At 36.0% G+C, this 13,841-nt stretch carries 15 protein-coding genes; 12 read left to right on the top strand and 3 right to left on the bottom strand.

The genetic code is table 11. The annotated features are described in order from the left end of the window. Positions 1–12 precede the first annotated feature (12 nt). The 9 genes from ACFYKT_RS06515 to ACFYKT_RS06555 all read left to right on the top strand — a co-directional run bounded on the left by ACFYKT_RS06515 (position 13) and on the right by ACFYKT_RS06555 (position 9,243). Positions 13–912, top strand: a complete 900-nt coding sequence (locus ACFYKT_RS06515) for an acetamidase/formamidase family protein (protein ID WP_389217175.1) — start codon at positions 13–15, stop codon at positions 910–912. A gap of 171 nt (positions 913–1,083) precedes the next feature. Beyond that, positions 1,084–3,099 carry a DUF4179 domain-containing protein gene (locus tag ACFYKT_RS06520; protein ID WP_389217178.1) on the top strand — a complete coding sequence of 672 codons (2,016 nt, stop codon included), beginning with the start codon at positions 1,084–1,086 and terminating at the stop codon, positions 3,097–3,099. Between the two features lie 105 nt (positions 3,100–3,204). Further along, positions 3,205–4,875 (top strand): ribonuclease J, encoded by a 1,671-nt coding sequence (locus ACFYKT_RS06525; protein ID WP_389217181.1) that lies wholly within the window; start codon positions 3,205–3,207, stop codon positions 4,873–4,875. A gap of 179 nt (positions 4,876–5,054) precedes the next feature. Continuing rightward, positions 5,055–5,282, top strand: a complete 228-nt coding sequence (locus ACFYKT_RS06530) for a hypothetical protein (RefSeq protein WP_389217184.1) — start codon at positions 5,055–5,057, stop codon at positions 5,280–5,282. Between the two features lie 266 nt (positions 5,283–5,548). Continuing rightward, the gene (locus tag ACFYKT_RS06535) at positions 5,549–6,055 is read left to right on the top strand and encodes a hemerythrin domain-containing protein (RefSeq protein WP_389217187.1); all 507 of its coding nucleotides are present in this window, start codon (positions 5,549–5,551) and stop codon (positions 6,053–6,055) included. A 153-nt stretch (positions 6,056–6,208) separates the two neighbouring features. Further along, positions 6,209–6,781, top strand: a complete 573-nt coding sequence (locus tag ACFYKT_RS06540) for a DnaA N-terminal domain-containing protein (RefSeq protein WP_389217190.1) — start codon at positions 6,209–6,211, stop codon at positions 6,779–6,781. A gap of 298 nt (positions 6,782–7,079) precedes the next feature. Continuing rightward, a complete protein-coding gene (locus tag ACFYKT_RS06545; RefSeq protein WP_389217193.1) occupies positions 7,080–7,808 on the top strand; it encodes a Fic family protein in 729 nt (242 codons plus the stop codon). A 208-nt stretch (positions 7,809–8,016) separates the two neighbouring features. After that, positions 8,017–8,664, top strand: coding sequence for a type A chloramphenicol O-acetyltransferase (catA, locus tag ACFYKT_RS06550; RefSeq protein WP_389217196.1), 648 nt, complete (start codon positions 8,017–8,019; stop codon positions 8,662–8,664). A 108-nt stretch (positions 8,665–8,772) separates the two neighbouring features. Beyond that, on the top strand, positions 8,773–9,243 hold the full coding sequence (locus ACFYKT_RS06555) for a GNAT family N-acetyltransferase (RefSeq protein ID WP_389217199.1): 471 nt from the start codon (positions 8,773–8,775) through the stop codon (positions 9,241–9,243). Positions 9,244–9,377: 134 nt separating this feature from the next. Here the strand turns inward: ACFYKT_RS06555 and ACFYKT_RS06560 are convergent, their stop codons facing one another. Genes ACFYKT_RS06560 through ACFYKT_RS06570 form a run of 3 tightly spaced genes read right to left on the bottom strand, consistent with a single transcriptional unit; the run spans position 9,378 to position 10,432 of the window. Next, positions 9,378–9,659 carry a hypothetical protein gene (locus tag ACFYKT_RS06560; protein ID WP_389217202.1) on the bottom strand — a complete coding sequence of 94 codons (282 nt, stop codon included), beginning with the start codon at positions 9,657–9,659 and terminating at the stop codon, positions 9,378–9,380. A 10-nt stretch (positions 9,660–9,669) separates the two neighbouring features. After that, positions 9,670–10,059 (bottom strand): SHOCT-like domain-containing protein, encoded by a 390-nt coding sequence (locus ACFYKT_RS06565; protein ID WP_389217205.1) that lies wholly within the window; start codon positions 10,057–10,059, stop codon positions 9,670–9,672. A 13-nt stretch (positions 10,060–10,072) separates the two neighbouring features. Continuing rightward, a complete protein-coding gene (locus ACFYKT_RS06570) occupies positions 10,073–10,432 on the bottom strand; it encodes a DUF2089 domain-containing protein (RefSeq protein WP_389217208.1) in 360 nt (119 codons plus the stop codon). Between the two features lie 321 nt (positions 10,433–10,753). Here ACFYKT_RS06570 and ACFYKT_RS06575 point away from each other — a divergent pair, with 321 nt between their 5' ends. The 3 genes from ACFYKT_RS06575 (at position 10,754) to ACFYKT_RS06585 (ending at position 13,802) form a co-directional block, all read left to right on the top strand. Beyond that, positions 10,754–11,332, top strand: a complete 579-nt coding sequence (locus tag ACFYKT_RS06575) for a class I SAM-dependent methyltransferase (protein WP_389217211.1) — start codon at positions 10,754–10,756, stop codon at positions 11,330–11,332. Between the two features lie 591 nt (positions 11,333–11,923). Continuing rightward, positions 11,924–12,469 carry a sigma-70 family RNA polymerase sigma factor gene (locus tag ACFYKT_RS06580; protein ID WP_389217214.1) on the top strand — a complete coding sequence of 182 codons (546 nt, stop codon included), beginning with the start codon at positions 11,924–11,926 and terminating at the stop codon, positions 12,467–12,469. Then, positions 12,438–13,802 carry a DUF4179 domain-containing protein gene (locus ACFYKT_RS06585; protein WP_389217217.1) on the top strand — a complete coding sequence of 455 codons (1,365 nt, stop codon included), beginning with the start codon at positions 12,438–12,440 and terminating at the stop codon, positions 13,800–13,802. Before ACFYKT_RS06580 ends, ACFYKT_RS06585 begins: the two co-directional genes overlap by 32 nt. The last annotated feature ends 39 nt before the right edge of the window (positions 13,803–13,841 follow it).

Genomic DNA, 13,841 nt, shown 5'->3' on the forward strand with positions numbered 1-13,841 from the left:
AGGAGGATTCACATGGAAACATTATTATGCCAAGCTGGAATTATTTATGATTTTAACAAAACACATAAGCCGGTTAAAACAGTTGCTTCAGGAACGACGATCGAAATTGAAACATATGATTGCTTTCAAAATCAAATCCAATCGGCAGATACGGTTGTTGCTGAAATTGATTGGGATCAAATTAATCCAGCGACTGGTCCCATTTTTGTTGAAGGAGCGGAGCCTGGTGATGTACTGAAGGTGCAAATTGAAAAAATAGCTATTCAAGATCAGGGTGTCATGGTTGTTGGACCAAATCTTGGTGTAATGGGGCATCGGATTGAGGAAATGGAAGCCAAAATTATCCCGATTCGTGATGGAAAAGCGCTCTTTAATGAGATTGAAATTCCATTAAACCCAATGATTGGGGTAATCGGTGTTGCACCATCCGCTGAAGGTGTGAACTGTGGGACGCCTGGTGCACACGGGGGAAATATGGATAATAAAATGGTAACAGAAGGGGCAACCTTGTATTTTCCTGTTTTTGTAGAAGGTGCTCTATTCGGTTTAGGCGATTTCCATGCAGCAATGGGGGATGGCGAGGTTAGTGTTTCTGGAATCGAAATTCCCGGTAAAGCGACGGTTACACTTGAAGTGCTTAAAGATGTAAAACTGAATCATCCGATGCTAGAGACGGACGAGGTAGTGACACAAATTGTCTCGGCGGAAACATTGGATGAAGCATGTAAAATCGCAACAGAGGAAATGATTGACCGTATTGTAGAAAAAACAGGACGCCCATTAAGCGAGGTCACCATGCTTATGAGTGCCGCAGGTCAAGTCGAAGTTTGCCAAATTGTTGATCCCTTGATGACGGCTCGAATGGTCGTGCCAAAGTGGCTGTTAAAGCAATTAGATGTTGAGTTGATTTAGGGCAGTCTATAGAACCACTAGTAAAATAAATCCCTAAACTACCTGATCCCGCGATTGTATGGGGATAGGTAGTTTAAGTTTGTTTTTTTAGATAAGTTCTCTACTTGAGCTAGGAGGAGAGAAAGATACCTAGATGATAGAATGGTAGAGAAAGGTAAGGGAGGACACAATATGATCCCAGAAAAAATAAATTCCAATCGGCTCACGGCGAATTTCCAAATGCGATTAGATTCCATCGTTGATTGGTTTGATCGAAATAAAGAATCATTCTATACACTCGGCTGGTCCTATCTTAAGAACCAGAAACAAATGGACGAGCTTTTTTATCGTGTTATTTTAAAAATACATAAGGAATTGCCACGATTGAAAAGAGAAACGTCATTGGAAGTGTGGGTTGCTTCCCTTTTTATAAAGACGTGCCGTGCACTTTCTGCTAATCGTTCAGAGGGAAGTGAACAACAGAAGGATGTGTTCGATGCATTAGATCAAGGGAAAGAAAATGAAAAGGAAGCAATCGTCCTCACTTATGGAATTGGATTCACTCTAGAGGAAGTAGCTGAAATACTTCAAGCTTCCGTTGAGGAGATCAAGGGGCTCTTGTTTTCTGGAATCCAGTCGTTTCGAGAACAATTGGGGGATGGATCACAGTTTGATGGCTGTAAGGAAAATCATCCGCTTTATATTGATTATTTAGAAAGAACACTTGAACGGTCGAAAAAGGTGGATTTCGAGGTGCATATTTATCATTGTCGCAACTGTCAGGAGGATTTGGCTACCTTTCAAGAGGTGATGTTAAAGCTTCCTTACATGTTTGTAGATATCCAATTACCACCAGGTTTCATGGAGAAAGTCAAAGGAAGGCTGGCAGAAAAGGAAGTGCGCAGGCAACTGAGGGTAAAGAAGCGAAAGAAAATCGGACTTGTTTTTGCAAGTATCTTCGCACTGTTCATCAGTACTGGCTTTCTGACTGGCTGGTTCTCCCAACTTTATTATTCGTGGACAGAAGAAGATCCACAGCTGCGCCAATTTCTTCAGCATGATTATGGTGAAAGGTTAAATCTTGAAGCGGAAAATAACGGTGTGAAAATTACAATAAAAAGTGCGATTGCTGATGATATTCAAACGCTCATTTTTTATGAAATTGAAGATATGAATGAAGACAATCAATATATGATGAATTTCTATGAGGGGGCTTGGGTTGAGAATGAAAGTGACATCTTGGACAGCTCTGCCTATCGAAAATATTATCAACCTACCCAAAATAATGAAGAAAAGAATGTGTATCATGGGAAAATGAGTCTTCTTCCAATTACAGAGGAAAAGGGAACAATCAAACTGAAGGTTACAAAACTTCAGAAGTTGGCCAATGATCCTTCTAGACCAGATGGCTTTATGTTTTACGAGGGAAGTGAATATGAAACAGGAGAGTGGAGCTTTGAGATCCCTATAACAAAATATCCTTCTGTCGAATATGAAATAGACGAAGAGATAGAAATTGAAGGGATTCCGATCTATTTTAATAAATTTACGGTTGCTCCAACGACAACACTTTTGCAGTATGCGATTCTCAATGAACAGTATGAGAAGCGAATTGATTATGTTAATTTTGACAGTATTGAGGTGGACGAGAAGAAACTAGAAATCGATCCATATAGCATGGGGAATGGGTATCAAGCACATTTCGACCCACTATTTGAGAAAAAGCCGAAAGAAGTACATGTTCGATTTGGCTCTATTCATTTATCAATCCAGGACCATAAGCGGATTGAACTTGATGCTTCAAAGGGTTATCCTCAATTATTTGAATATGCAGGGAGTACGATCTCCATCGATAAGCTGGAAATTGGCACACCGAGCAAAATGGTCATAAGTGATCATCAAATTAAGAATCGTCAATATGATTACTTTCATTTCCAAGTGATCGGTGAGGATGAAAATGAAATAATTTCAATGGGAACAGCAAGAGATGAATTCGTGATCGTTGATAAAAGTGGGAAGGAATATGATCTGAATCGTGGCCCTATCCCATATGAGACGCTGGAATGGCCTCGCCGTTTCACAACGGTTCAAAATGTACAACTGCATAATGTTAACTCTGAAGAAAAAGTGATACCTAAAGTGCTGGAGATTTACGGATATAATACAACGAAATATGTGGATGATGTAGTGAGGATTTTGTTGGATTAATTAGTGTTCCTTATTCAATTATTTCTGGAAATTGGAAGGAAACAGGAGAACCGTCCCATTGTTTAGGGCATACTAAGTCTATCTAATTAGTGGGGGGATATGATTTTGAGCACGAATGAGAATCTATTATCTATCTTCGCCTTAGGCGGCTTAAATGAAATTGGGAAAAACATGTATGCAATAGAGTATGCAAACAATATTGTGATTATCGACTGTGGGAATAAGTTTCCTGATGAAAGTTTATTAGGGATTGATTTGATTATCCCTGATATCGCTTATTTAGTAGAAAATAAGGATAAAATTAAAGCGTTGATTGTCACACATGGACATGAAGATCATATCGGGGGAATTCCTTTCTTTTTTAAAAAGTTGAATGTACCCGTTTACGCTACACGCTTCACACTAGGATTAATTGAAATCAAATTAAAAGAACATAAACTACTAAGGGAAAGCGAGCTTATTGAAATCAACCCAAGCTCCAAATTGGCATTCGAAAATATGAGTGTAAGCTTTTTCAAAGTGACCCATAGTATTCCGGATTGCTTGGGCATTGTCTTTCACACACCAGAGGGAAATATTGTCCATACCGGAGACTTTAAATTCGATTTAACCCCTGAAAATAATGAGCATGCAGATATTCATAAAATGGCTGAAATCGGAAAAGAAGGGGTCCTGCTTCTATTGTCTGAAAGTACAAATGCAGAACGTCCGGGTTTAACTCCATCCGAACAAATGGTAGGCGAACATGTAGAAGCAGCTTTTATGAAAGCCAAACGTAAAATTGTTTTTTCTACCTTTGCATCAAATATTAGTCGCGTTCAGCAAATTGTGAACGCAGCACAAAAAACAAAACGAAAGCTTGCCTTGCTTGGAAGAAGTATGGTTAATGTTGTAGATGTTGCAATAGAGCGAGGCTATTTAAATGTGCCTGAAGGAATGTTAATCAGCCAGCATGAAATAAATGAGTGGCCTCCTGAAAAAGTAGCTATTTTATGTACGGGTAGCCAAGGAGAACCATTCGCTGCACTTGCTCGTTTATCGACTGGAAACTTTCGCGGTGTTGAGATTTTACCGGATGATATGGTTGTCCTTGCTGCAGGTCCGATACCTGGAAATGAAAGAAATGTAACGAGACTTGTGGACAATTTTTTTGAGCTTGGGGCCAAGGTAATTTATGGATCAGGAAGTACATCTGGCATGCATGTTTCCGGCCATGGTTATCAAGAAGATTTAAAACTAATGCTTACACTAATGAAACCGAAATATTTTATTCCTATTCATGGTGAATATAGAATGCTGCACCATCACCGTTTATTAGCTGAATCGGTTGGGGTGGAGCAAGGAAATACGTTTATTATTAATAACGGCGATGTGGTGGATATTGAAAATAGCAAAGCTCGCCAGACTCGAACCATACCAGTTGGGAATATCTACATAGATGGTGGGAATGTCGGTCATGTTGGTGAATTTGTGCTGCGAGACCGTAAACAGTTTGCAGAGGATGGCATGTTGATCATTGTTTTAACGATGAGCAAAGTAGAAGGAAAACTGATTTCTGAACCAGAAACCATTTCTCGTGGATTTGTAGATGGAGATTTCTCAGAACTTCGAAGAGACATAAACCAACTGACGACTCAAACGATAACTGAGCTTCAGGAAGCCAATCGAAACAAATGGAATGGAATGAAAAAACAAATAAAAAGAGCAGTACAGCAGTATGTATATACAAATACAAAGAAAAAGCCAATGGTTGTTCCTATACTTATTGAGATTTAAAGGAATATGGGTCTGTCCCTGGTAAAAGCATTAATCCACTAGGAGACAGGCTTTTTTTGACGGGTAAAAGACTGATAATTTGATTGAAGCATTTTATAAGCAATAACCCTGCTAGAATGGAACTCCTTTACGGTTTTTTCGAAACGTATTTACGACTAAATGAAGAGGAGGAAACGCAAATGAGAGAAGAAATCACAAAACTCCCTAAACAAGAAGTAAAACAAGTCCTCAAATTACCGAATTCCTATTATGAAAAAGGTCTAGAACAAGGAGTGATGAAAGGAATCGAACTAATGATTTTTGAAATGGTTAAGAAAGGTTTGCCAGAGAATTTAATTGCCGATATAGCAAAAATACAAATTGAGGAAGTTAGAGAAATAAAAGAAAAGATGAATAGGTTATCTTAATTACTTCCGATTATCATTCTTGGATTTCTTGCCGAAAAAAGAGGCAAGGAGTTCTTGTTATTTTAATCAATAATTTTGAATGTCTGGCCCCAATTTTTAACGTTGTAGGAGACGTCTGTCCTAATGTTTTTCTTGTGACTGTCATCACGAAAGTGTCATCACATTTGGCGTATTCTTTTAAGAAGAGTGAATAAGTTCGACCGACGCTATCATGTATTATTCGAACTTAGATGTTTAGTGAAGAATGCCCAAGGAGGAATTTGACGATGGAGGCTTTGAACGTTGTATTAAGCTCGCCACTGCAGCAATTAAAGGACGAGCATGTGCTGCTCAGGAAAGATATGAATCTCTTCTATGAGATCACAGAAGAGATAGAATTCGAATCAGGACCTACTGTGATTCAAGAGTTTGCGAACTTATATGAGCAGATTTCGGCCTTCAATGTGAAGCTGAAGGCACATTCAAAAAAAGAGGATGAGGGATTGTTCCCTATGATGGCCCGCCACCTTGGTGAGAATGACAAAACAATTGAAGTAATGGAATTTGAACATGAGAAGGCTGAGAAGCATCTAATGGATTTTCTAACTGAAGCTGAACAAGCTGGACCCGCCATTGACGAAGACGATGCGCAAGCAATTACAGTATACGCCGTCCAAGCCTATGCTACTTTAATACAGCACTTTGCCAAGGAAGAAACAGTACTGTTTCCGTTGGCAGAGAAAATACTGTCGATTGGAGAGAAGGAGGAGCTTGAACGGCTGTTTTTGGAATGATAGGATATCGCCCCCAAAAAAAAGGGAGATGAACAAGTTATTTTAATTGCTTTAATCTTATTTTGACTTCTTGGTTTATCCATGAGTAGAATGAATTGGCAGAAACTCTATAAAGTTTTGAAAGCGAACTTGTAAATTCAGGAGGATATGTAAATGAGCCAAGAAAATATTGAGTGGACAGCTGTCCTTGATGTGTTAAAAGGTCAATTAAGTAAACCATCATTTGAGACATGGTTAAAGAATACAAAAGCTTCGAAAGATGGAAATAGATGGACAATTGTGGCTCCGAATGGTTTTGCAAGAGATTGGTTAGCTGAAAGATATGGGATTGTAATTAAACAAACCATATATCAACTAACAAATGAAGTGGCCGGAGTAGAAATTGTAAATGGTGAGAATGATGATGCCGAACATGACAATCGGATAATGAGTATTATTAACCAGATTGATGTACTGACATTTAATGAACGGGAAAAATTCTTTGTGCTTTTGAAAGACAAGTATCCTCAAGATCATTCGATAAAACATGAAGGAAAATTAACTAATGAAAATAAAAAAGATTGCTTTAATAACTTTAATGAATCTTCAACTAATATGAAAATGGTTGAAGACGTTGATCGGATCAGCAAATTGGAAACTAATCTAGAGTCATTAAGATATGATTTAGAAAAGATTGAAAGAGAACTTCAATCATTAAGAGAACAAAATTTTAGTGATGGTTGTTGAAAATTAATATTAATAATATATAACCTTCTCCATTAAAAGTCTTGTTGCAGTATTTAATAAGTTTCATCATGTAGGGCAAAGAATTGCAACAAGAAAAAATGTATGTTTACAGAAGATTATTCAAAAGTTTTTCCACAGATTATTTAGTTAGGCAGTTGCAATGCTTGACTCCTTTTCCATTGAGACTTTGACTTTAGAACTTACCTCCTTACTAATTCAAATGCTAAAATAGAATATATTCACAAAAGTAGTTCACTATATGAAAAATAATATTTGACAATGTAGGGGGTGGAATGAAATGTTTGAAAAAATTGATCAAAAAAAGACACTTCTTGATACAAAACGGCCATTATCAAAGTATACATTAATGAGTTTACGAGAAAAACTTTTGGTTGAATGGACATATAATTCAAATGCAATTGAAGGGAATACGTTAACCTTACAGGAAACGAAAGTAGTGTTAGAGGGTATCACTGTTGGCGGGAAAACAATGCGTGAACATTTAGAAGTTATTAATCATCGTGATGCTATCACTTATGTAGAAGAAATTGTCCAAAGGAAAGAACCTTTATCAGAATGGCAAATTAAGAATTTACTTCGGCTCATTTTAAAAGGCATTAATGATGATTATGCAGGAGTTTATCGGGATCAACAAGTATTTATTTCGGGTGCTAAACATACACCGCCAGCTCCATATCTTATTAAGGAAGAAATAGAAAAGCTAATGAGCTGGTATGAACAGGAAGCTAAACAAATGCATCCAGTTACTCGTGGTGCGATGTTACATGCAATATTTGTAGGCGTACATCCTTTTATTGATGGAAATGGACGAACTTCACGTTTATTATTAAATCTAGAACTAATGAAAGATGGTTTTCCGCCAATAGTTATCAAAGTTGAAAATCGATTAAACTATTACAATGCTTTAGATAAGGCACATACGCAAAAAGATTATAATGATTTTATTCAGTTGGTCGCAAAGGAAGTAGAGGATTCACTAGATTTGTATTTAAGTGCATTTGTATAAAATTCTAAAATTCATTAAGACCCAAATCTCAAGTGGTTTTGGTTTTTACTTCCCCGAAATAAAGGCAGACGCTCAGTTCACAGCACCTGAACTATTTATTTAGTAAACAGGAGAAACGTCCCTGTGTTCCATAAAGGATGATTAAGATGAAGAAAGCAGATAAAGTAGCCTCCTAAAAATTAATTTAAAATTTTAGGAGGCGTTGAAGATGAAATTTAATAGGATAGATCGTGAAAATTGGCATCGAAAAGAGTATTTTGAACATTATTTACAACAACAAACAACATTCAGTATAACGAATGAAATAAATATTACGATTCTTATGGAGAACTTAAAGAAAAAGAATGTTAAATTATATCCAGCCTTTATTTTTATGATTACAAAAATAGCTAATTCATATCGAGAATTCAGAACTAGTTTTAACTCAGAAGGGGAGTTAGGGTATTGGACGGAGGTTTTACCTTCTTATACCATTTTTGATAAAAAGACATGTACCTTCTCAAGTATATGGTCATCAAATTCACCTGCGTTTTCAGAGTTTTATTCTCAGTATGAAAAAGACGTAGAAAAATACAATGGAACGGGCAGTATGTTTCCGAAGACGCCTATACCAGAAAATAATGTTCCGATCTCTATGATTCCTTGGAGTTCTTTTACTGGATTTAACTTGAATATTAATAATGGTGGAGACTATCTTCTACCCATTATTACTGGCGGTAAATATTCTCAAGTGAATGGGGAATTTTTCTTACCTATCTCGCTACAAGTTCATCATGCTGTTTGTGATGGGTATCATGCGAGTGTTTTTATGAATGAATTTCAAAGGCTAGCTGATGAAAGTGAAGAGTGGCTATAGGTTTTTGGTCTTCAACAATCGTAAAGTAAGAATGGAACAATAGTGGACTGTTTCTAGCAGTCCATTTTCTGATTCTTAATCCGTTATAGTTCTAGGATTCTGGAAAAAATGAGTACTGAGGTGTTCAATTTGATAAGAGAATTAAATAAGGATGAGGAATGGCCAATGGAGTTACTGTTGTTGGCAGATCCATCAGAAAAGCTTGTCAGAGAATACGTTTCAAGAGGTAAGTGCTTTATTATGAAACTTGATGGAATAAATTTAGGTACATATATCCTTATTCCAACTCGGCCAGAAACAGTAGAAATTGTAAATGTAGCGGTGAATGAAAATTATCATGGTCAGGGATATGGGAAGCAACTTGTCCTCCATGCAATTGAAACGGCAAAACGTGAAGGCTATAAAACTATTGAAATAGGAACTGGAAATTCAGGGGTTGCTCAATTGGCATTATATCAAAAATGCGGTTTTAGAATGACTTCTATTGATCGTGACTTTTTTGTCAGACATTATGATGAACTCATTTTTGAAAATGGCATCCAAGTCATCGATATGGTTCGACTTTCACAAGATTTATAAAGATAGATGAAGTATCTTGCATTTAAAATTAAACAAGCATAACCCAGTCCTATGTAGAACGGGGTTATGCTTATTTGATCTAAGCGAGAAATTTGGCCTTTTCTTCAAAATGCGACAGTGTATTCTATAATAAATTATAGTCTAACCTTCACCTCAGTACCGTCCTTTGCTTTGATATCTACTAGCACCATTCCTTTATAATTTTTCAGTTCTTTGACGATAGGACTAAGCATTTTTTTGTCTATTTGTGGAATGGTAAAGTCCAGCTTTTTTCTTTCGAAGTGCTCTTTTGTCCATTTGTTTGCATGCTGCTGAAGAAATTTTGAAGATAAAATGGAAATAACTATCTTTAAAATAGCATATGGAATGGGGATGGTAAATCGAACGTCTTTTGCTTTCACTTTTACATGCATCATAAGCCAATCACTAATCAATGAAGACCGAAACGGTATCCCCGTTTGCCGATTTAATATCAACAATTTGGCCATCTAATTCGTTTTCGATTGCTTCAATAATAAGGCTTATGTCTATATCTTTTACATATTTCTCAGATTGAGGGATACTCGCTGCAATGCTGTGTCCAGCCTTTAATACAGCCTTGAGAAGTTTTATCGGCAAATTGACCGTGACGTTATCATTTTCGGCTGAAACGACACGAATTTTTAATGTTTTATCTAAATATTTAGTTGGTTTTTCAAAAAGCTTATTACTAGTTTCTTCTTTCTCTTTTAAAACTTGAATCAGTTCGGAACCCTTATCTGCATCAATCTTTCCTTCTTGAACCATTGTTAATACTCTTGAAATTTCCTCTTTCATGATAAATTCCTCCCTATTCCTCTTTTAAGAGCTTAATGGCTTCTTCTGGTGTGATTTCGCCATTTTCTAACATGGTGACAACCTTTTTCTCATCTACTTTCTTCTTCTGTACATATCCAAGGGATGAAATAATGTCTGTTAGCTTGCCTCGAACCGTCGGATACGAAATCCCCAGTTCTTTTTCAACTTCTTTGATATTCCCTCTGCATGTTAAAAATACTTCCACAAAATGCAGCTGATCCTTTGATAAGGATGCCAGCTTAGATAATTCAAACTCATTTTCAATCGTTGTGTGGCAATGAGAGCAGTGCAGCTTTGTAATTTTCAATGTTTTACTGCAGACAGGGCAATTTGTGATTACTTTATAAGCCATAATGAAATTCCTTTCTTTTTCTTGATTTGATTATACAATAATAAAATGAAAATATAAATAATAAAATTAAATATTTTTATCAAAAAAATCAATGATATTAATTTGTTATTTAATATTATTAATCATTCGTTGTGATTATTTATTCGGATATTATATTTACCATAATGGATGGAATTGTAGACAGTATATAATTGAACTACACACTTTAAAATAAATTGAATATACATAGATGGGATTATGAAGAGATGATCGGACAAGTTAGTTAAATAATTATCCATCCCATTTATAGATCCAAATACAAACGAAAGTTGGTGCATCGATATGGAAAAAGAAGAGTCCTTTTATGATAAAGTCTACAAGACTGGTGGAAGTTCCAGGATGTATAAAAAACATTATACACAGAGCATTTATTTACCAATCTGGAAAAAAGCATTGGAATTGATACAAAATGTTAAACAACCGGACATCATTGATATTGGCTGTGGAGTGGGTCAATTCGCCAATATGCTTTTTCATAACGGTCTATATAACTATAAAGGTATAGATTTTAGTAAGGAAGCGATTCGTTTAGCCAGAGAACAAAATAGTGATCAAATGGATAAATTCGAGGTGGACAATGCTTATTCCTCAAAAATTTATCATCAGAATTATAACATTGTCATCCTTTTCGAGGTGCTTGAACATTTACAAGAAGATATAGACGTGTTGGAAAAGATAAGAAGCGGGGCAACTATTTTCTTCAGTGTACCGAATTTTAATTCTGAAAGTCATGTAAGATGGTTCACATCAGAAGAGGATATCAAAAATCGATATGGAAATTACGTACAAATTGATAAGATTTACCCATTCAGAATAGGAAGAGAAAACAAAATTTATTTATGTCATGGTACTAAAAAATAAAATGATCTGAATCAATTTCAATGATATCAGGTCTAATATGTGAGGTTAGGTTTGCAAGTTGAACCCGTGCATGAGAAATCATTGTTTGAGGATTTTGCTAGCTTAGCATGAATTGTGTTATTTATTATTTATAAAAGGCTTTTTTCTAAAAGAATGTTGTTTTTGAATAAGCTTTCTATTTACAAAAAGACTAGTTGATTGGAGTGGAAGGTGTGAGACTCCAGCGGGAGTAGTGGGACAGCTGAGACCCCGCAGGAGCGATTGCTCCGAGGAGGCTCAGCGCCCACCCCGCGGAAAGCGAGCATCCTGGAGCGGAAATCAACCTCTACGAATTCGTGTTAAAAGCAACAATGTTTGCGAAAACAGCCTTATAAAAAGAGCCTAAAATTATAGAAAAGCTTTGCTGAAATGTGCTTGAATTAAATGGATTATACTAATAATAAAACTAGGTAAGGCGTCAATAAAAGGCGCTTTTTTTTATGGAAAACAGAGCTACTTCATTTTTCCTAGGGAAAAATTTTTAAGTAGATTAATAAAGTTGAAACTTATTCATATCAATTTCACTCTAATAGGCGAAAAGGGGGGCAAATAATGAATGAACTTAAGCTTATTAAGAAGGCAATAAAGGGGAATAAAAAATGTCTTCAAGAACTTCTTATTTTACATAGTGATCAATTGTACCGAACTGCTTACTTATATGTTAGAAATCGTGAAGATGCTCTGGATGTTGTTCAAGAGACATCTTATAAAGCTTTTTTGTCGATCAACCAACTGAAAAATGAGGATTTCTTTTTAACTTGGCTGACAAGAATTCTTATAAATTGTGCCTATGATGTTTTAAAAAAGAAGAAGAAAGAGATTCCAATAGACAATATGATCGAGCGAGAGTTTGATAAAGGCGTAACAGGCGTAGAGAGTCTGGACTTATTGGAGGCAGTCAATCAGTTAAATGAAAAATATAAAAATGCAATTATTCTTTTTTACTTTCAGGATCTCCCAATAAGTGAAGTGGCTAAAATCATGAACATCCCTGAAAATACAGTAAAAACATATTTGAGTAGAGGGAAAGAAAGGCTAAAAAAGCTGTTAGGAGGAATGAATCATAATGGAAAAACACTCATTTCAAGAAGTATATGAGAAAATTGAAGTACCAAAAGCGGATGTTTTGAAAGCCATTCAGAATGGAATGAATCAGGCTAGTTTTGATGCACCTAAAACAAAAAAGAATACCAAAACAGTTGTGTGGTCGACAGTTGCCGCTGCTGCTATTTTCGTTTCTTCCAGTTTCATTTCTCCTTCCATGTCTCATGTAATGGCTGATGTTCCTTTACTTGGAAAGGTATATGAATCTTTTAACGATGCCATTGGAAGAAGCTTACAATCACAAGAATTAATAACTGAACTAAATAAAACAGCTAGCAGTAAAGGGATAGATGTCTCAATTACCAACGCCTATTATGACGGTGCAGTTGTTGGAGTAACTTTTAATGTGAAAGGAAAAATGAAAAAGGAGGAAAGTGGGCAGGTGGTTGGATTTTATGAGATTTTTGACGGGGATGGGGGAATTTCAGATAGTAAAGAACTTGTTCATATGGAAGCGACAGATGATGGGTATATTGGACATATCCAATTAAGTTACCCAGAATCAGAATTACCATCAGAGACTACCTTCCCACTTGAATTCAAAACAATCGGGGGAAAAGATGGAAGCTGGAGGTTTGATGTTCCAATTAATCAGCTGCCATATGATACGGTTACTATTGATCAAGAGAGTAGTGAAGAATTTTCAGATGTTAAAGTTCATTTTGATTCGATTATTTTTGGCCAAGCATCGACTGCCATTAACTACACTGCTACTTTTCCTATTCAGGGAAAGCATGATCAAGTGAGGTTAGAAGTCTATGATGACAAAGGGGATGAAATAAACATCTCAATGGATGGGATTGACCTGGAAACGATTAAAGATAATGACCATATCATTGTTAAAGGAAGAAGTATCATTCCACAGTCGGTAAAAGGGGAAACAAAGTATGTAGAGGTGCATCCGAAAGTAGCAATAAATGAACAAGATCAATTTGTTTCGCTGAATGCGTCAACACCTGTTGAAATCAAGGCAGATAGACAGAATCTGGCTGTTACCATTGAAGGGATAACGGTTGATGATAATCGTGTTGGCTTTGACTTTCAAGTTAATAACGGGGATGAAATGGACTGGAACTTTGGTTTCTTTAAGGATTTTGCTCGAAATTATGTCATTTTAGTTAAGGAAACCGAAAAGGAAATATATATAGAACCCATCCAACACACAGTCAAAACAATTCATAAGGATGAATTACGATTTAGAAGTACATTTGATATTCGTAAACTTAATGATTTTGACCTAAACAATTATGTAATTAGGGTTAATATGGGGTCTCTAAGTGCGAATATTCCTGTTGAATTAGATAAAGTTAAGATTGCTTTAAATTAAGACTCTTTTCTAAAAGTATGTTGTTTTTTGAATAAATGT

The organism is Cytobacillus mangrovibacter, from assembly GCF_042865275.1.
Taxonomy (GTDB): domain Bacteria; phylum Bacillota; class Bacilli; order Bacillales; family Cytobacillaceae; genus Cytobacillus; species Cytobacillus mangrovibacter.